Consider the following 17,788-nt stretch of genomic DNA (forward strand, 5'->3'; position numbering starts at 1 on the left):
GCCCTCCTTACAGACCGGATTGCATTCGTTGGGATAGATTGGGCAGCACGCGGCGATTTCAAGCTCAGGCCGGCGACCAGCGATCGCCGACCCGGAGGCGCGCTCCGGCGATGAAATCCGCGGCTGACACGCGCTTTCCTCCAGCCTTCTGCACTTCGGTCAGACGGAGCGCTCCCTCACCACAGGCGACGACAATGCCGTGGCCACTGGCGGCAAGGACCGAGCCTGGCAATCCCCAACCCTCGGCCAGCCCGGCACTCCAGACTTTGACCGTCGTGTCGCGGAACGCCGCACTGGCTCCCGGATAGGGGTTGAAGGCGCGTACCTGTCTCTCGATCTGGGTGGCCGGCAACCCCCAGTCGATCGCCGCCTCGCTCTTGCCGATCTTCGGCGCATAACAGATGCCCGCGTCAGGCTGTGGGCACGCCACCAGCGGAAGCCTGGCCAGCGTGTCGACGATCAAGCGGGCGCCGACTTCGGCCAGCCTGTCGTGCAGCGAGCCCGTCGTATCACCGGCGTGGATGACCACCTTCTCGGCGATCAGCACCGGCCCGCTGTCCAGGCCGGCATCCATCTGCATGATCGTGACGCCCGTCTCGGCATCACCAGCGAGAATCGCCCTCTGGATTGGCGCTGCCCCGCGCCAGCGCGGCAGCAGCGACGCGTGGATGTTGATGCACCCGTAGGTCGGCATGTCCAGGACGGTCTGCGGGACGATCAGTCCGTAAGCCGCGACGACGATGACCTCGGCGTCGACCGCCCTGATCGCCTCCTGAACCACCGCGTCGCGCAGGGACGCCGGCTGCAGCACCGGTATCCGGCGCGCTTCAGCAAACTCCTTGACCGGCGAAGGGCGCAGCGTCATGCCCCGTCCTGCCGGGCGATCGGGTTGAGTGAGAACCAGTGCCAGCTGATCGCCAGAACCAGCGATCGCCCGAAGCGCCCTGGCGGCAAACTCCGGCGTCCCGGCGAAGACCACCCTCATGCAGTGATTCGCGCCTGCTTGGCCAGCTTGTTGCGAATGCGCATCTGCTTGAGCTGGGACAGGTGTTCGACGAAAACGCGCCCTTCGAGGTGGTCGATTTCGTGCTGCAGGCAGACGGCCAGCAAACCGCTCGCGTCGACCGTCCGCTGGACGCCATCGGGATCGAGATAACGGGCGATGACACGCTCGGCCCGCTCGACCCGCTCGTAAATCCCGGGAACCGACAGACAGCCTTCCTCGCAAACCTGGACTCCGTCCCGCTCGACGATTTCCGGATTGATCAGGGTCAGCAACTGATCCCTGGTCTCGGACACGTCGATGACGATGACCCGCTTGTGCACGTCGACCTGCGTCGCCGCGAGACCGATGCCCGGGGCTTCGTACATCGTCTCGGCCATGTCCCGAACCAGGCGCCTGATGCTCTCGTCGATGCGATCGACCGGAGCGGCGACTTTTCGCAGCCGCGGGTCGGGAAAGCGGAGAATCGGAAGTAAGGACATAAAGGGCTTGCTCGAAGAATGGACTGCGTGCAAAATCAAAGACCATGTAGTCGTTCCGGAACCGCCGGCAGCGCTTTCACGAGACCCCGGCGAGAGGCCTGGTTCTCTGGACCGATCGGACAAGAACGCTGCACGGCAAGTTCCTTCGCGTCCGTGGCGGCCTGTACGAGGATAACACGATGATCCGCATTCTGTTTGCGTTCCTTCTCGCGATGGCCGGTGCTCTGCACGGTGCAGGAGCGCAGGACGTCGTTCTCACCCCGGGCGCGCCGGCGCGCTATGTCGTCCAGCCCGGTGATACGTTATGGGGAATTTCCGGGAAGTTTCTCCGTGATCCGTGGCTGTGGCCCGACATCTGGCGAATGAATCGCGAGGAACTGCGCAACCCGCATCTCCTTTACCCCGGCGACGTTATCCTGCTCGACCGGGACGCAGACGGGAAACCGCGCCTGCGTCTCCAGGAGGTCCGACTGAAGCCGAGGATTTACGCCGAGGGAGTATCCGAGGTCATCCCGGCGATTCCGCCGAATCTGATCCGTCCCTTCCTCTCCGACCCGCTGGTCGTCGAAAACGACGAACTCGACACCGCGGCGCGCATCATCGCCACCGCGCAGGATCGGGTTAACCTGGGTAACGGCGACAGGGCTTACGTCGCGAACGCCAACCCCGCGCAGCGCGACTGGCAGGTCTATCGCAATGCGCGGCCTCTGCGCGACCCCGAGACTGGCGATATTCTCGGCTACGAAGCCTTTTATCTCGGGACGGCTCGACAGATCGAGCCCGGCGAGCCTGCGACCTTCGAAATCGTGACCGCCAAGCAGGAAGTCGGTCGCGGCGATCGCCTGCTCCCGGCCGTCCGCCCGCCGCTGGTCGCCTACGCCCCGCACCGACCCGATTTCCCGGTCTACGGCCGGATCATCTCGATCTACGGTGGGGTCGAAGTCGCCGGCCGTGGTTCAATCGTCGCCATCAACCGCGGAACCAGCGACGGCATCGAGATCGGACACGTTCTGGCCATCGAGCGCAACCGCACGGTCGTCGCGCGCGACGAGTCGGACCGCAGGGTCGCCGTCACGATCCCTCCCGAGCGCAGCGGACTGCTCTTCGTCTTTCGCACCTTCAGCCGAATTTCGTACGCGCTGATCGTTCAATCGGAAGGCACCGTCGACACCAACGATTTCGTCCGCACGCCGTAGCATGGATCCAGCCGGGTCGCTGGCCAGCTGGCTGCGACTGACGCTGATTCCCGGACTGGGCGGAGAAAGCCAGCGAACGCTGCTCAAGGCCTTCGGACTCCCCGAGGCGATCTTCGCCGCAAGCCGCAGCGCGCTCAGCGCAGCCACCAGCAACCGGGCAGCCGACCTGATTCTTGGCACCGACAATCGCCAGGCGGTCGAAAGGGCGCTTGCCTGGGCGGAGGAACCCGATCGGCACATACTGACCCTCGCCGACCCGGGGTACCCGCAGAGTCTTCTGCAGATTCCTGATCCGCCAACCCTCATTCATGTCCGCGGAAGGGTCGAGCTGCTGAACACACCGGCTCTGGCCGTCGTCGGCAGCCGCAACCCCACACCCCAGGGAATGAAGAACGCCGAGCACTTCGCCTCGGCTTTCGCCGAAGCCGGACTGACCGTAACCAGTGGCCTGGCCCTCGGCATCGATGCCGCAGCGCACCGCGGCGCGCTGCGCGTATCAGGCAATACGCTGGCCTTCATCGGCACCGGCATCGATCGCGTCTACCCGGCCGCCAACCATGCCCTGGCCAGCGAGATCGCCACCCGCGGAGCGATCGTCTCCGAACTGCCGCTCGGCACACCTCCAGTTGCCGCCAACTTTCCGCGGCGAAACCGTCTGATCGCCGGCTTCACCAGCGGTACGCTGATCGTCGAGGCGACCGTCCAGAGCGGGTCGCTGATTACCGCCCGACTGGCGTCGGAACAGGGACGCGACGTCTTCGCCGTTCCGGGATCGATCCACTCGCCTCAGTCGCGTGGCTGCCACAGACTGATCCGCGAGGGAGCGAAGCTGGTCGAGACGGTCGAGGACGTGCTCGAAGAGCTCCACTGGCCTGGGACTCGAGTCGCCACCGCCACGCTTCCCGATGCTCCGGAAGAATCGGACACGCTGCTCCGGAACATGGGCTTCGACCCCTGCGGCCTCGACGAACTCGCGACGCGAACCGGCCTGAAGGCCGACGTCGTCGCGGTGATGCTCCTGCAGCTCGAACTCGCTGGAGCCGTCGCCAGCCTCCCGGGCGGTCGCTATCAGAGGCTTTCGCCAGCCTGACCGCGAGTTCCCCGGCGTGGGCAAACGCCGGCAAGGCCTCCCCAGTCTCCCGGCCGCCCTGCCCGCTGCCCCCTTTGCCTCGGGACGATTCGATCCCCGACCGGTCCGCCAGGCCAGCGCCACGGTCCGCCTGCCCGGCGGTTCCGGCCAGCGGGCCAGATACGTGAAGCGACCCGGTCGCTTGCCAAGCCCCGCAGACTCCTCTTATCATCGGCCGAGGATCCTCATCCCGTGGGGCCTCCTGCAGACGCTCCCCGCCATCCTCCCGCGCAGAACGAGACCCCGATGAAGAAACTGATCATCACCGAAAAGCCCTCAGTCGCCGCCGATCTCGCCCGGGCTCTGGGCAGCTTCGTTCGCCACGAGGAGTACTACGAATCCGAAGAGTACGTACTCTCTTCGGCGATCGGGCACCTTCTCGAGCTCGCCTGCCCCGAGGAATACGAGGTCAAGCGCGGCAAATGGTCCTTCGCCCATCTGCCGGTCATTCCGCCCCATTTCGCCCTGCAGCCGATCGCCAAGACCGAGACACGGCTCAAGCTCCTCGTCCGGCTGATCAAGCGGCGCGACGTCGGCTCGCTGGTCAATGCCTGTGATGCGGGCCGGGAGGGCGAGCTGATCTTCAACTACATTGCCCAATACGCCGGAAACAGCAAGCCCGTCGAGCGCCTCTGGCTCCAGTCGATGACCCCGGCGGCAATCCGCGAAGGCTTCGCCCGGCTGCGCAGCGGCGCGGAGATGCGCGGACTGGCCGATGCAGCCGTCTGCCGGTCGGAATCCGACTGGCTCGTCGGAATCAACGGAACGCGGGCGATGACCGCTTTCAATTCGAAGACCGGAGGCTTTCACCTGACCACCGTGGGGCGCGTTCAGACGCCCACGCTGGCGCTGATCGTCGAGCGAGAGGACCGCATCCGTCGCTTCCGCCCGCGCCCGTACTGGGAGATCGAAGCGGTCTTCGCCTGTGCCGCTGGCCAGTACCGCGGAAAGTGGTTCGACGAGCAGTTCAAGGGCAAGGACGACGACGAGCACGCGCGCGCCGACCGGCTGTGGGATCAGGCCCGTGCCGCGGCGCTTGAAGACAAGTGCCGCGGCGGCACTGGCGAGGTCACCGAAGAATCGAGGGCATCCACGCAGCTTTCGCCGCTACTCTACGACCTGACCAGCCTGCAGCGCGAAGCCAACAGCCGCTTCGGTTTCTCGGCCAAGGTCACCCTCGGTCTCGCGCAGGCGCTCTATGAAAAGCACAAGGTCCTCACCTACCCGCGCACCGATTCGCGCGCCCTGCCCGAGGACTATCGGCCTGTGGTCGACAAGACCCTTTCCATGCTCTCGGGAGAAGGCACGACCCGCGGCAGCGACGCCGGGATCCTCGCCGCCTACGCTCCTTTTGCCAGCCAGATTCTTGCCCGGAAGTGGGTTCAGCCGAACAGGCGTGTCTTCAATGACGCCAAGGTGTCCGACCACTTCGCGATCATTCCGACTCTGCAGGCGCCCAAGCACCTTTCCGAGGCCGAGTTCAAACTCTACGACATGGTCGTCAAGCGCTTTCTCTCGGTTTTCCATCCGGCGGCCGAATACCTGATCACCACCCGCGTCACGCGGGTCTCCGGGGAGCCGTTCCGGACCGAGGGAAAGGTCCTGGTCAGCCCGGGATGGCTGGCTGTCTATGGCCGCGAGGCGAGCGAGAACGGGGAAGGAAACCTCGTTCCGGTGCTTCCCGGCGAGCGAGTGCTCGCCGAAGACGTCGTGCTCAGTGAGCACCAGACCAAACCACCCGCCCGCTATTCGGAAGCGACCCTGCTCACCGCAATGGAGAGCGCCGGGAAGACGATGGACGACGAAGAACTTCGCGCGGCGATGGCCGGGCGGGGGCTGGGTACGCCAGCGACGCGGGCGCAGATCATCGAGAATCTCCTGCTCGAACAGTATCTCGTCCGTGAAGGGCGCGAACTGATGCCGACGGCCAAGGCCTTTTCGCTGATGACCCTGCTCAACGGGCTCGGCATCTGCGAGCTGACTGCCCCCGAAATGACCGGTGAATGGGAATGGAAGCTCGCCCGGATGGAGCGCGGCGAGATGTCGCGCAGCGCGTTCATGAAGGAAATCGCGGCGATGACCCAGCACATCGTCGACCGTGCCCGAAGCTACGACAGCGACAGCATTCCCGGCGACTTCGGCGAACTGGCCGCGCCGTGTCCGAAGTGTGGGGGATCGATCAAGGAAACGTACAAGAAGTTTCAGTGCCGAGCCTGCGACTTCGCGCTCTGGAAGATCGTCGCCGGCCGACAGTTCGAACCTGCCGAGATCGAGGAGCTATTGACCCAGCGCCGGGTCGGGCCGCTGAGCGGCTTTCGAAACAAGATGGGGCGACCGTTCGTCGCGATCATCCAGCTCAACGCCGAGAACACTCCGGAGTTCGACTTCGGACAGGGCAGCAGCAGTGACGAAGGCACGAACGAGGAAGTCGATTTCTCGGCAAGCGAGGCACTGGGCCCGTGCCCAAAGTGCGGCGCACGCGTTTTCGAGCATCGCATGTCGTACGTCTGCGAACGGTCGGTCGGAAGCGTCCGGAGCTGTGACTTCCGGTCAGGCACGGTCATCCTGCAACAGCCCGTCGCGCCCGAGCAGATGCGCAAGCTGCTCGTATCCGGCCGGACGGACCTGCTCAAGGGCTTCGTCTCGACGCGCACCAAACGAAAATTCTCGGCGTATCTGGTCCGCGAAGGGGACGGCAAGGTGGGCTTCGAGTTCGAGAAGCGCGAACCGCGCAAGCCGGCCGCAAAGCCGGCGACGTCGCCCCGCAAGTCCGACAGCCCGGACACCGCCGCCGAATCGGCGGCGGCCGGCGGCGGCCGCCGCAAGACCGCCGGGTGAATCGCTAGCCTGGTTCTTCGCCGCCTGTTTCACGTGAAACAGCAGCTGACTCACTCTTCGAGCAGGCTGCGCAGCATCCACGCGTTCTTCTCGTGTATCTCCATGCGCTGGGTCAGCAGGTCGGCGGTCGGCTGGTCGTTGGCCTTGCTGGCCACTTCGAAGACCCGCCGCGCCGTCCGGGTGACGGCTTCCTGACCGAGGACCAGCTGCTCGATCATCGCCGTCGCCCTTGGCACGCCATCCTCCTCGGGGATCGACGACAGCTGCGCAAAGCGCCCGAACGAACCCGGTGCCGCGAAGCCCAGGGCGCGGATCCGCTCGGCGATCACGTCGAGCGCGTTCCACAGTTCGGTATATTGCTCCTGGAACTGCACGTGCAGCGTCTGGAACATCGGACCCGTGACGTTCCAATGAAAGTTGTGCGTCTTCAGATAGAGCGTGAAGCTGTCCGCGAGCAAGCTCGCGAGCCCCTCGGCAATCTCTTTGCGGTCCTGCTCGCTGATGCCAATCTCGATCATCCTCGCCATATTCCAGTCCTCCTTGGCCATGTCACGGTTTCACCCGGTGCTGGTCGAGCCTCTCCCGAGCAGCCGTCGTCGATGACCTCGTGCCGATCTGCCGGGCCCCCGCTGACACCGAGCCCTGTTCTTCACCCACGAGCGAGATGGTACGGCCCGGCGATGGCCATGGCCAGTTGATTCTCGCGATGGAGCGGATAGTCGCTTCCTATCGCGACGGGATGACTCCGCGCGGCGGAGCGTCGAGAATCGCCGCGCGCAGCACATCGATGGCCTGCGGCCTCGGAAAAGTTGCCCGCCAGGCGATCACCACGCGGCGTGCAGGAGCGGGATCACGGAAGGGCCGGAATGTCAGCAGCGGATCCGCTTTCGGCCAGGACTCCGCTGCTGACAGCGGCACCACCGAAATGCCCGCTCCGCTGGCGACCATGTGCCGCACCGTCTCGAGCGAGCTCCCCTCGAGCGCTCCCTCGGTTCCGCCGGGCCCGGTCAGCTGAGGGCAGGCCTGCACGACTTGGTCGCGGAAACAGTTTCCGTTGCCGAGCAGGAGAAGATTCTCGGCCGAGACATCCTCCGGATCGATGCTTGCCTGCCGCGACAGCGGATGCCCTTCGGGCAGTACCACGCAGAAGGGCTCGTCATAGACGACCCGGGAGACGATACCCGGCTCCGAAAACGGCAAGGCGACGACGATCACGTCGAGATCGCCTCGCCGCAGTTGTGCCGCCAGATTGACGGTAAAGTTCTCCTGCAGGTAGAGAGGCATCCGTGAAGCCCGCCGGTGCAGTGCCGGAATCAGCCGGGGCAACAGATACGGCGCGATCGTGTAGATCGCGCCGAGGCGCAACGGTCCGTGCAGCGGATCCCTTCCCTGCAACATGATCTCCTTGAGCCGTCCGGCCTCTTCGAGAACCCGCTCCGCCTGAGCCGCGATCTGCTCCCCGATCGGCGTCAGCCGAACCTCCGACGACGAACGCTCGAAAAGCATCACCCCATGCCGCTGTTCCACCTTCTTGAGGGCCACCGACAGCGTCGGCTGACTGACGTGGCATCTCTGCGCGGCATGGCCAAAATGGCGCTCACGGGCGAGCGCGACTATGTAGCGGAGTTCGGTTAACGTCATCGCCTTCCGGTCACACAGTGAACACCGTGCGCCCAACCCGCGTCGCGACCTCGCCTGGCCCGCTGTCTTGCGAGCTTGCCCCTCCCGCCAGAGCTGTTCCGCTCGCCGTGCACGACGCAGACGCACCGCCCTGATCGGAACGGGCAATCTCCGGCTTGGCCAGGTCGATGAAGCGAAGCGCGACCATCCACTCAGAAGCTGGCAAACCCCGGGAAGGATTGCCCGCATGCGGTTTCAAAAATCTGGAAGTCGTTGCGAACGAACACGGGAACATTTCCAGAAGCCTGCGCCGATCGTCGCGACCGGGATCAGATGGGCCGCCCTGGTCCTGCGGCTCCTTGCCAACCATCGAAGGATAGGAAGTCCAAAGCGAGTTGGCAAGCATACCGGACCCTGCCAACCGCTGGCAGCGCACGCCCGGAGCATGGGCGGCTCGGCAATTTCCTGCTCCCGGTATGTGAAAACCGCCTGCGAGACATCCCCGAACCACGCCATGACTGACAACGGCGGGACTGGCGAGACGGCCTGCTGGCCCACCCCGCCGACCCTTGGCGCAGCTTCACTCGTGATTCTCGTGAAACTTTCAGCCTGCATCAGCATGCCGTTCCCTGGTCACGACTGCTGACAGCGCCCCGAAACGATGAGCAATGCCCACGATACTTGCGAAAGTGGCGGTGGATCTCCTATCCTTTGGCAACGGACGACAGATCGCCACGCGTCGACCTGACCTCAAAGTTGCCCGGTGCCCGGAGGAACTCATGAGAGCTGCTGCCTCGGTGCTGCTTTCCTTGATCGTCGGTACGTCGATGGCCTCAGGAATCATGAACCTTGCGCTGGGGGCGGAGACGACTGTTACCGCTGCTCCCTGGAGCGACACCGGGAAGAAGCCAGAAAGTCCTGCTTCCCAGGCATTGCCGACTCAGGCCGACGCCAGACATGTGGCCGACACCAGCGAAAGGCTGGGCCTGGACAAGGGCGACAAGAAGACGAGCGACGAGCCGTGTCCGCGAGTCGGGAACTACTCGCCATGGTCGGCCCTTATCGTCATCGCACTGTCTGGCTTCTTCGGTGGCTTCGTCGACGGCATGAGGGCCAGCCGTACCTACAACATTCGTTTCGGTTCGTGGAGCAAGGACTGGGGCTCGGTCGGTGACGGGCTGGTTGGGATGGCGGCTGCAGTTGCCATCTTCGCCTTCGCAGAAAGCATCTTTGGCGGAGTGACACAGAGCAACAGCGTCACAGCGTGGTTCCTCATCAAGATCGCAGCCTGGGGTGTCCTGTCGGGCTACGCCGGTACGAAGCTCCTCGATGATCTGTCGAGCAAGGCAGTACAGCGAATGATCCAGCAAGAAACGAGTAAAGAGGTCGCCAGACAGGTTTCTGTAGATCAGGACGCTCGGCAGACCATTCGGGAAGCCGAGCAACTGCGTACACAGTACCTTGCCAAGGCTGCAACGCTAGCGGACGGGAAGAGCGACGCATCGGCAGTGGACCTGTTGAACAGGGCGATCGTGAAGCTCAAGGCCGTCCTCCAGAAAGACCCGTCCAACCGAGACGCAAAGAACGGGCTGGCAAACGCACTCGCCGATCGAGGCGAGTACTACACTACCTTCGACGCCTCTCCTCCGAAGGCCAGAGACGACTTCGACGAAGCGATCAAGCTCGCAGACGCGATGATCAGTCTCGATCCGTCATTCTCCAAGGCCTACTACAACCGGGCCTGCTACAAGGCAGTCGCGGGGCGGCCCGCGGAAGAAGTGGTCGCCGACCTTCAGGAGGCCATAAGGCGAGACGAGCATTGGCGGGAGTACGCTCTTTCAGACAAGGACCTTCGTTCAATCCACAAGAATCCGTTCTGGAGCGCCGAAGTCGCGAGCAAGAGCAAAGCCGCAGCGCAGCCATCCAGTGCGGCGGCGTAGCACATCGCCTCATCACAACGTTGACTGTCACACCAACTCGAGGTCGAACGCCTTCGAGACCGAGGAACTCCGAGGACCGCCCGGGAATATCCGCTATCGATGCAGAAGCGCGTGAATCGCGGGCGGCCTTGTGAATCAAGCCCCTCCCGATTCGTCGCGGTGAATGTGTACTCGTGCGTGTACTCGAGAGCGGCTCGTCATGCGCGGCACGCCTTGGCTTCTCGCCGAGGTGCCGTCGAGCCTATAACAAGCCGATCACCTTGCGCGCATAGTGAAGGCAGTCAAGCGCGTGCGGCGGCCTTCCTCGCACCATTCGACGCCGGTCCCAAGGCGCAGGCCCATCGAGCAAGACGCTCTTGCAGGAACCCTTCGGTACCGACACGTACTTCCTATTCACCGCGTGAATGAATTTCATCCACGCCGTGACGACGCTGCCAGGCCTAGTGGATGACGCCGCTCGGTTCGCCGCGGAATAGCCGCACCGATCGTTTGTAGAGCAGGCTGCACGAACTCAGTACGCCCCTCCGCTGCCACGGCGGCGATGTTCCGTTTCCGGAGGCCCGATCCGAAGTCGCCAACAGAGGGCCTGCCTTGTTGACATCGTACACATTATTGATGTATTGTGTGCCTGGCATGACCCGGCCCGGAGGCTCCACATGGCAACAGACAACCTGGTCGGAATCGCGGAAGTCGCTGATCTCGCAGGCGTTACGAAGCAGGCGGTCAGCAACTGGCGGCTCCGCTACGACCACTTCCCTCGCCCGCTCCAGAACCTCCAGAGCGGACCGGTCTGGGATCGCGAACAGGTCTCGAACTGGGTGAAGGGTTTCCGTGGCGAGGAAACCCACGTGCTCAGCTTCATCAACCTCAAGGGCGGCGTCGGCAAGACCACGACGGCCGTGGCGGTCGCCGAGATGCTCGCCCAGGAGCAGCGCAAGCACGTCCTGCTCATCGACCTGGATCCGCAGACCAACGCGACCGTCACGCTGATCTCGGAGGAGAAGTGGGCCGAGATGGACAAGGACGGGCGCACCATCGCGCAGCTGTTCGAGGATCGGCTCAACCCCCAGAACGCGCCCAAGTTCGATATCGAGAAGGCCATCGCCCGCCGGGTATCGACGATCAACGACGGCATCGCGCGGCTGGACCTGCTGCCCTCGAGCATCCGCTTGATCGACTTGCAGGACCGGATCCCGATGATCGCGCTGTCCGGAAACTTCACGGCCAACCCGCTGGAGATTTTGCGCAGCGCGCTGCAACCGGTCATCGACCGCTACGACTACATCATCATCGACTGTCCGCCCAGCCTCGGCACCGTCACGAAGAACGGTCTTCGCATCTCGACGGGTTACGTGATCCCGACCATCCCCGACATCGTCTCGACCTGGGGCATCTATCAGATCGTGGACAACGTGGCCCGCTTCGCCGCGGACATCGGCCGCGCGATTCCAGCGCTCGGCATCGTGGCCACCAAGGTGCAGGCCAACAACCTGCATGCCCGCGTCATCGAGGATCTGCGCGCGCAGCGGCTGGGGCGATTCGGCGAAGGTGGCACGCTCCCGCAGCCCCCGCTGCTCACCAATACGATCCCGCAGACTGTGGCCGTCGCGCGCGGCGCCGACGTCGACGCCGATATCCGGACCTTCAAGGGGAAGTACGGCGCCGCCTACGACGCGCTTCACGGCCTCACCCAGGAGCTGATGCAGAAATGCGAAGTCAAAAAGCGCTAGTCGCGTTGCTCCAGGACCTCGTGCAACTGCTCGCGGACGAGTCTGAGCGCAACCCTGCGTTCGCCGAGCGGCTGGACAGCCTGCTGTCATCGCTACCGGAGTCGCGCCGCCCGACTGCCGCGAAGCGGGCGGCGCGCGATGCGCGCACGGCACTGCCGGACGTGCACGCCGAGTGGACCGCCCGTGGCGAGACCGACTTTCGCCTGTGGCTGCGCGATCAGCCCATTCCGACGATCCGCGCGGTGATCCGTGCCCAGGACCTCGATCCAGCGCGCCGCACCAGCAAATGGAAGGATGCGGAGAAGCTCGCGGACTTCGTCGCCGAAGGCCTGCGAGCGCGCCTGGCTCGAGGCTCCGCGTTCATCAGTACCACTGGCACGGAGCGGCTGGGCGAATGAGGCTCACCCTCCAAGGCCACGAGGCCCATCGCTGGCGCACGGCAAACATGCCGCGCTGCAAGACTGCGACGCAGAGCCACCAGCACTACATCCTGTCGCTGATGCTCTACAGGCGCGTCTACGACCACTGCCCGAAGCTCGACGTCGCTATCGCCGATGTTGTGGGGCCGCCGGCATGACAGCCGACCAGTACGTGGAGTCCGTCCTCGCCAAGTACGAAGTCGCGCGCGGTCCGACTTCCCCCGCGGAGCGGCTCGGCGCAGTCGTAGCCAGCCCCGTTCGCACCTGGGCTGGCCAACAACTGAATGCGCTTCAGTACTCCGGTTCGTGTGCCAAGGAGACCGGTGTGCACGGGGTATCCGACGTCGACGTATTCATCTCCCTGAAGTCCGATACGACGAACACGCTGAAGGAGATCTACGACAGCCTCTACTCGCTGGCGCAGCAGCAGGGATGGTCGCCGCGCCAGCAGAACGTGTCGGTCGGTGTGACCGTCAACGGCACGCGCGGTGATCTCGTGCCGGGCAAGGTGCAAGCGGGCTATCAGAACTACCACAGTCTCTACCTGCGAAAGCGAGACTCCTGGACGCAGACCAACGTATCGCTGCACGTCGATACCGTGCACAACTCGGGCCGCCTGCGCGAGATTCGCGCGGTGAAGATCTGGCGGATGCTGCACGGCCTGGACTTTCCGTCCCTGTACCTCGAGTTGTTCGTGATCGACGCGCTGTCGGGCCGCTCGAGAACATCGCTAGCGGACAACGTCCTCCACGCATTGAGAGCAATCGGGTCATCCCTCTTGTCGACCCGCGTAATGGACCCGGCGAACACCAACAACGTTCTCTCGGACGACCTGACCAAGCCGGAGAAGGAGCGGATCGCCAGTCTGGCCGCCCAGTCGGCGCGTCAGCAGTACTGGAAGGACATCATCTGGTGACGAACCCCATGCCCGACCGACTGACCGAGATCCTGGACGGCCTGCAAGCGAGGCTGGAAGGAGGCCTGCGCGGCAACCGGTCTGCCGTCACGCACCCAGGTGCCCGCGGCGAAGCGTCCGAAGAGGACTGGCTTCGTATCCTCAACGATCATCTGCCACAGCGGTATCAGGCGAACCGTGCGTTCGTGATCGACTCGCAAGGCGAGTGCAGCGAACAGATCGACATCGTCATCTACGACCGGCAGTACTCGCCGCTCCTCTACAACCAGGCGAACCAGCGCTACGTCCCAGCCGAGAGTGTGTATGGAGTTCTCGAAGTCAAGCAGGCCTTGAGCCGCGAGCACGTCCTTTACGCGGGCCAGAAGGCTGCTTCGGTGCAGCGCCTGCATCGAACGTCGGCGCCCGTTCCTCATGTCGAGGGCGTGGCCAAGCCGCGCCCGGTGCCGCGCATCGTTGCAGGCATCGTCACGTACCAGAGTTCGTGGACGCCGCCGTTCGGCGAACCGCTTCGTGACTCCCTCGCCGGGCTCGGCGCGGACCATCAACTCGACGTGGGGTGTTCACTCCTCCATGGCACTTTCGAAGTGCGGTATCCGTCACCCGGCACCGTCCATCTCGCGGCGGTCGAAGGCCCACGCTCCCCGGTGCAGTTCCTCTTGCGCTTGCTGAAGCAGTTGCAGTCGCTGGCGACCGCGCCCGCGATCGACTACGAGGCCTACCTGGCACGGTTCCAAGCCGACGGCGGGGTCACGCGATGATGAACCAACCGTGCCCCGCATGAAGCTCGACGGACCAACGCACAACAAGACAAGACCTGGGAGCCTGACCTCATGATCACCGGCAACATCAAGAGCCAGATCGACCAGATCTGGAACGCGTTCTGGTCCGGCGGCATCTCCAACCCGCTGGAGGTGATCGAGCAGATCACCTACCTGCTCTTCCTGCGCCGGCTGGACGACCTGCACACGCTCGAGGAGAACAAGTCCGCCCGGCTCAAGCGGCCGATGGAGCGCCGCGTCTTTCCCGAGGGCAACGACCCCAAGGGCCGCCCCTACGACGACCTGCGCTGGTCGCGCTTCAAGCACTTTGCCCCCGGCGACATGTACGCCGTGATCGGCGAGCACGTCTTCCCGTTCCTGCGCAACGAGCTGGCCCGCAACCACGGCGGCGACGACTCCACTTACGCCCACCACATGAAAGACGCGCGCTTCACCATCCCCACGCCGGCGCTGCTGGCCAAGGTGGTGGACCTGCTCGACGCGGTGCCGATGGAAGACCGCGACACCAAGGGTGACGTCTACGAGTACATGCTCGGCAAGATCGCCAGCGCCGGGCAGAACGGCCAGTTCCGCACGCCGCGCCACATCATCCGGCTGATGGTGGAGCTGACCGCGCCGCAACCCGGCGACGTGATCTGCGACCCGGCCTGCGGCACCGCGGGCTTTCTCGTCGCCGCCGGTGAGCACCTGCGCGAGCGCCACCCGAACATCCTGCACGACACCAGGCTGCGCGAGCACTTCCACCACCGCATGTTCCACGGCTTCGACTTCGACAACACCATGCTGCGCATCGGCAGCATGAACATGCTGCTGCACGGCGTGGAGAACCCCGACATCCGCTACCGCGACTCGCTGGCACAGGACCACGCCGGCGAGGAGGAGAAGTACACGCTGGTGCTGGCCAATCCGCCCTTCGCCGGCAGCCTGGACTACGAAAACACCGCCAAGGACCTGCTGCAGATCGTCAAGACCAAGAAGACCGAGCTGCTGTTCCTCGCGCTCTTCCTGCGATTGCTCAAGCCCGGCGGCCGCGCCGCGGTGATCGTGCCCGACGGCGTGCTGTTCGGCTCCAGTACCGCGCACAAGGAACTGCGCCGCATGGTGGTCGAAGACCAGAAGCTCGACGCCGTGGTCAAGCTGCCCGGCGGCGTGTTCCGGCCCTACGCCGGCGTATCTACCGCGATCCTGCTCTTCACCAAGACCGACTCCGGTGGCACCGACAGCGTGTGGTTCTACGACGTGGAGGCAGACGGCTGGAGCCTCGACGACAAGCGCACAGCGCTGCTGCCGGAAGACAAGCTCGGCCCCGTGCCGCGCGCGGCGCTGAGCAGGGACGAGCACGCCAAGAACAATCTGCCCGACGTGCTGGCGCGCTGGGCCGAGCGTTCAGCCGGCGAGCGCGAACGCCCACGCACCGCGCAGAGCTTCTGCGTGCCCAAGGCCGACATCGCCGCGCAGGGCTACGACCTCTCGCTCAACCGCTACAAGGAAGTGGTGCATGAGGCGGTCGAGCACCGCGCGCCGAAGGAGATCCTCGCCGACCTCGCGAAGCTGGAGGAGGACATCCAGCGGGGGATGAAGGAGCTGGAGGGGATGCTGGGATGAGCGGGTGGCCCACTGTCCGACTCGAAGACTGCGCCGAGATCGTCTCAGGCGCGACGCCCAGCACTTCTGAATCAGCGTATTGGGACGGCGACGTGTGCTGGGCGACGCCGAAGGACCTGAGCGAACTTGAGGGCGCCTACATCTCCGACACTCCGCGCAAGATCACGCGCAGCGGTCTGCAGAGTTGTGCAGCAACGGTACTGCCGCCTGACTCCGTGTTGTTCAGTTCCCGAGCGCCCATCGGCCATGTGGCCATCAACACCGTTCCGATGGCTACCAATCAGGGGTTCAAGAGCTTCGTGCCGAACCGCGAACGGGTTCACGCCAAGTTTCTATACCACTGGCTTCGTCGCAATCGGCCCTACTTGGAGAGCCTTGGAAACGGCGCGACGTTCAAGGAGGTGTCGAAGGCCGTTGTCGCCCGAATCGAGATCCCGCTGCCACCCCTCCCCGAGCAGCGGCGGATTGCGGAGATCCTGGACAAAGCGGACGCGCTGCGCGCCAAGCGCCGCGCCGCCCTCGCCGAACTCGACACCCTCACCCAATCCATGTTCCTCGAGATGTTCGGCGACCCCGCGACGAATCCGATGGGGTGGCCGACTCGCAAAGTCGAGGACGTCGCGGAGATCGTTTCCGGCGCGACCCCAAGGACGGACAACGAGTCCTACTGGGATGGCGATGTGAATTGGGTAACCCCCAAAGAGCTGAGCGGTTTGGAAAGCATGTACATCGGCGAAACGGAGCGTCGCATCACACGCCAAGGCTTGGAGTCGTGCGCGGCATCCATACTTCCGCCTGGCTCCGTTCTCTTCAGCTCCCGCGCCCCCATTGGTCACACTGCAATCTGCGCCGCACCGATGGCAACCAATCAGGGCTTTAAGAGCTTTGTGCCACGACCCGGCGCGCTCGAGCCGCACTTCTTGTTGTTTTGGCTTCGTCTGCGACGGTCGTTCCTCGAAGGCTTGGGCACGGGCGCGACGTTCAAGGAAGTCTCCAAGGCGGTCGTGGCTCGAATCGAGCTCTTTGTGCCACCGTTCGACCTTCAGTCGCAGTTCGCACAACGAGTCGTCGCCCTTGAACGCGTTCGCTCGGTGCAGCGGGAGGGGCGGGGGCAACTCGACGCTCTCTTTACCTCCGTTCAGCACCGCGCCTTCCGGGGAGAACTATAGCCATGCGTGGCGAGTTCATCGGCGTGTGGTCGGAGACCTGGCGCGAGATTTGGCTGCCGCTGATCGACCATGAAGGCGTCCCCGAGGACATCTTCTGCGAGCTGTACCGCGAACTGGCCGGAAACCCGAAGAAGCCAGGTTCGCTCAGAGTCACGCCCTCTTTGGAGGTGCTCGCCGACATCATCGACAACCCGGCTCAGGGACAAGCCGCTTTTGAGGGAACGACGGCGGAGGAACTCGCGAACGAGACCGCGCTGGTTCGCTTTCTCGAAGCGGCACATCCGGCTCTGGACGACCTAGGCGGCGACCCGCTGTCGAATCGCTACTTCAACCTGCTGGCGGGCTTTATCGAGAAATTCAGTCTGCGCTATGACCTGCGCCGTCCGTGCACGTTGTGTCCGACGCTTCCGGGATTGCTGACGAACCTTGTCCAGCACATGCGGTCGGCCAGCCAGGCAGACGCACATCTCGCGAAACTGAACCATGAGTTCGAGGAGGCACTTCGGGACCTCAGACATGGACGCACGGAAAGCCGCATCAAGTCGTGCCTGACCAAACAGTACATCCTGATCGAGGGCATCGCGAACACGCGCAGCGGTACGAGTGGTGAGACGCTTGGGCAACGGTGCAGTCAGGCATCCTGGCCACATCCGACGCTGAAGGCAGCTGCGGGGAACATCTACGGCTTCCGATCCGACTATCCCGGACTTGGACACGCCGGGAATCCCAAGGCTGTCCTGCGTGACGTGGATGATCTGGAGCTTGTCGGCGTGTCGTGCATGCTGCTTGGCGTGCTGCCCTACGTCGACCCGACCATTGATCTGAACCCGGTATACGGAGAGAACACGTCGCCTGGCAGAAGCGGCGTCAGCGCTCAGAAGGCCGCGCCGGCTGGATCGCCAAGCCGTTCGATCTGGAAGCGACTCGGTTCGTGGGCTGGCAGGTTCGTGGCGAGGGGGTAG

At 64.4% G+C, this 17,788-nt stretch carries 16 protein-coding genes; 12 read left to right on the forward strand and 4 right to left on the reverse strand.

Going from position 1 to position 17,788, the window contains the following annotated elements; all coding sequences use genetic code 11:
• Positions 1 to 64: 64 nt before the first annotated feature.
• Together fmt and def are read right to left on the reverse strand one after the other, a co-directional pair.
• Positions 65 to 985, reverse strand: a complete 921-nt coding sequence (gene fmt / locus NFW05_RS08085) for a methionyl-tRNA formyltransferase (RefSeq protein WP_295304752.1) — start codon at positions 983 to 985, stop codon at positions 65 to 67.
• Entirely contained in the window at positions 982 to 1,485 is a 504-nt protein-coding gene (gene def / locus NFW05_RS08090; protein ID WP_295304754.1) for a peptide deformylase, read from the reverse strand. Before def ends, fmt begins: the two co-directional genes overlap by 4 nt.
• A 179-nt stretch (positions 1,486 to 1,664) precedes the next feature.
• Between def and NFW05_RS08095 the strand changes: the two genes are divergently transcribed.
• From NFW05_RS08095 to NFW05_RS08105, 3 genes are all read left to right on the forward strand, one after another.
• Positions 1,665 to 2,681: a LysM peptidoglycan-binding domain-containing protein gene (locus tag NFW05_RS08095; protein WP_295304757.1), complete on the forward strand. Its 1,017-nt coding sequence runs from the start codon at positions 1,665 to 1,667 to the stop codon at positions 2,679 to 2,681.
• Between the two features lies 1 nt (position 2,682).
• The gene (gene dprA, locus NFW05_RS08100; protein WP_295304760.1) at positions 2,683 to 3,771 is read left to right on the forward strand and encodes a DNA-processing protein DprA; all 1,089 of its coding nucleotides are present in this window, start codon (positions 2,683 to 2,685) and stop codon (positions 3,769 to 3,771) included.
• 285 nt (positions 3,772 to 4,056) lie between these two features.
• Positions 4,057 to 6,648 (forward strand): DNA topoisomerase III, encoded by a 2,592-nt coding sequence (locus NFW05_RS08105; protein WP_295304763.1) that lies wholly within the window; start codon positions 4,057 to 4,059, stop codon positions 6,646 to 6,648.
• Positions 6,649 to 6,698: 50 nt separating this feature from the next.
• Here NFW05_RS08105 and NFW05_RS08110 read toward each other — a convergent pair whose 3' ends face one another.
• Both NFW05_RS08110 and NFW05_RS08115 read right to left on the reverse strand, forming a co-directional pair.
• Positions 6,699 to 7,196, reverse strand: a complete 498-nt coding sequence (locus NFW05_RS08110; protein ID WP_295304767.1) for a Dps family protein — start codon at positions 7,194 to 7,196, stop codon at positions 6,699 to 6,701.
• Positions 7,197 to 7,374: 178 nt separating this feature from the next.
• Complete coding sequence (locus NFW05_RS08115; RefSeq protein WP_295304770.1) at positions 7,375 to 8,289, reverse strand: hydrogen peroxide-inducible genes activator; 915 nt, start codon at positions 8,287 to 8,289, stop codon at positions 7,375 to 7,377.
• 758 nt (positions 8,290 to 9,047) lie between these two features.
• Between NFW05_RS08115 and NFW05_RS08120 the strand changes: the two genes are divergently transcribed.
• From NFW05_RS08120 to NFW05_RS08160, 9 genes are all read left to right on the forward strand, one after another.
• Complete coding sequence (locus NFW05_RS08120; protein ID WP_295304773.1) at positions 9,048 to 10,208, forward strand: hypothetical protein; 1,161 nt, start codon at positions 9,048 to 9,050, stop codon at positions 10,206 to 10,208.
• Positions 10,209 to 11,056: 848 nt separating this feature from the next.
• Positions 11,057 to 11,938 carry an AAA family ATPase gene (locus NFW05_RS08125; RefSeq protein WP_295304776.1) on the forward strand — a complete coding sequence of 294 codons (882 nt, stop codon included), beginning with the start codon at positions 11,057 to 11,059 and terminating at the stop codon, positions 11,936 to 11,938.
• A gap of 20 nt (positions 11,939 to 11,958) precedes the next feature.
• Complete coding sequence (locus NFW05_RS08130; RefSeq protein ID WP_295304778.1) at positions 11,959 to 12,336, forward strand: hypothetical protein; 378 nt, start codon at positions 11,959 to 11,961, stop codon at positions 12,334 to 12,336.
• The gene (locus tag NFW05_RS08135; protein ID WP_295304781.1) at positions 12,333 to 12,515 is read left to right on the forward strand and encodes a hypothetical protein; all 183 of its coding nucleotides are present in this window, start codon (positions 12,333 to 12,335) and stop codon (positions 12,513 to 12,515) included. Before NFW05_RS08130 ends, NFW05_RS08135 begins: the two co-directional genes overlap by 4 nt.
• Positions 12,512 to 13,273: a nucleotidyltransferase gene (locus tag NFW05_RS08140; RefSeq protein ID WP_295304784.1), complete on the forward strand. Its 762-nt coding sequence runs from the start codon at positions 12,512 to 12,514 to the stop codon at positions 13,271 to 13,273. Before NFW05_RS08135 ends, NFW05_RS08140 begins: the two co-directional genes overlap by 4 nt.
• The gene (locus NFW05_RS08145; RefSeq protein WP_295304786.1) at positions 13,270 to 14,031 is read left to right on the forward strand and encodes a DUF6602 domain-containing protein; all 762 of its coding nucleotides are present in this window, start codon (positions 13,270 to 13,272) and stop codon (positions 14,029 to 14,031) included. Before NFW05_RS08140 ends, NFW05_RS08145 begins: the two co-directional genes overlap by 4 nt.
• Positions 14,032 to 14,103: 72 nt before the next feature.
• Positions 14,104 to 15,657: a class I SAM-dependent DNA methyltransferase gene (locus NFW05_RS08150; protein WP_295304789.1), complete on the forward strand. Its 1,554-nt coding sequence runs from the start codon at positions 14,104 to 14,106 to the stop codon at positions 15,655 to 15,657.
• Entirely contained in the window at positions 15,654 to 16,826 is a 1,173-nt protein-coding gene (locus NFW05_RS08155) for a restriction endonuclease subunit S (RefSeq protein ID WP_295304792.1), read from the forward strand. The genes NFW05_RS08150 and NFW05_RS08155 overlap by 4 nt, the downstream gene beginning before the upstream one ends.
• A gap of 2 nt (positions 16,827 to 16,828) precedes the next feature.
• Positions 16,829 to 17,788, forward strand: coding sequence for a hypothetical protein (locus NFW05_RS08160; RefSeq protein WP_295304796.1), 960 nt, complete (start codon positions 16,829 to 16,831; stop codon positions 17,786 to 17,788).

Source organism: Accumulibacter sp. (assembly GCF_023806625.1).
GTDB lineage: Bacteria > Pseudomonadota > Gammaproteobacteria > Burkholderiales > Rhodocyclaceae > Accumulibacter.

What these genes read in the sequence shown, in the direction of transcription:
- NFW05_RS08115 (WP_295304770.1), bottom strand. Translation starts at nt 8,289, where the DNA reads ATGACGTTAACCGAACTCCGCTACATAGTCGCGCTCGCCCGTGAGCGC.
- NFW05_RS08105 (WP_295304763.1), top strand. Translation starts at nt 4,057, where the DNA reads ATGAAGAAACTGATCATCACCGAAAAGCCCTCAGTCGCCGCCGATCTC.
- NFW05_RS08155 (WP_295304792.1), top strand. Translation starts at nt 15,654, where the DNA reads ATGAGCGGGTGGCCCACTGTCCGACTCGAAGACTGCGCCGAGATCGTC.
- NFW05_RS08140 (WP_295304784.1), top strand. Translation starts at nt 12,512, where the DNA reads ATGACAGCCGACCAGTACGTGGAGTCCGTCCTCGCCAAGTACGAAGTC.
- NFW05_RS08095 (WP_295304757.1), top strand. Translation starts at nt 1,665, where the DNA reads ATGATCCGCATTCTGTTTGCGTTCCTTCTCGCGATGGCCGGTGCTCTG.
- NFW05_RS08135 (WP_295304781.1), top strand. Translation starts at nt 12,333, where the DNA reads ATGAGGCTCACCCTCCAAGGCCACGAGGCCCATCGCTGGCGCACGGCA.
- NFW05_RS08150 (WP_295304789.1), top strand. Translation starts at nt 14,104, where the DNA reads ATGATCACCGGCAACATCAAGAGCCAGATCGACCAGATCTGGAACGCG.
- fmt (WP_295304752.1), bottom strand. Translation starts at nt 985, where the DNA reads ATGAGGGTGGTCTTCGCCGGGACGCCGGAGTTTGCCGCCAGGGCGCTT.
- NFW05_RS08120 (WP_295304773.1), top strand. Translation starts at nt 9,048, where the DNA reads ATGAGAGCTGCTGCCTCGGTGCTGCTTTCCTTGATCGTCGGTACGTCG.
- def (WP_295304754.1), bottom strand. Translation starts at nt 1,485, where the DNA reads ATGTCCTTACTTCCGATTCTCCGCTTTCCCGACCCGCGGCTGCGAAAA.
- NFW05_RS08110 (WP_295304767.1), bottom strand. Translation starts at nt 7,196, where the DNA reads ATGGCCAAGGAGGACTGGAATATGGCGAGGATGATCGAGATTGGCATC.
- NFW05_RS08160 (WP_295304796.1), top strand. Translation starts at nt 16,829, where the DNA reads ATGCGTGGCGAGTTCATCGGCGTGTGGTCGGAGACCTGGCGCGAGATT.
- dprA (WP_295304760.1), top strand. Translation starts at nt 2,683, where the DNA reads ATGGATCCAGCCGGGTCGCTGGCCAGCTGGCTGCGACTGACGCTGATT.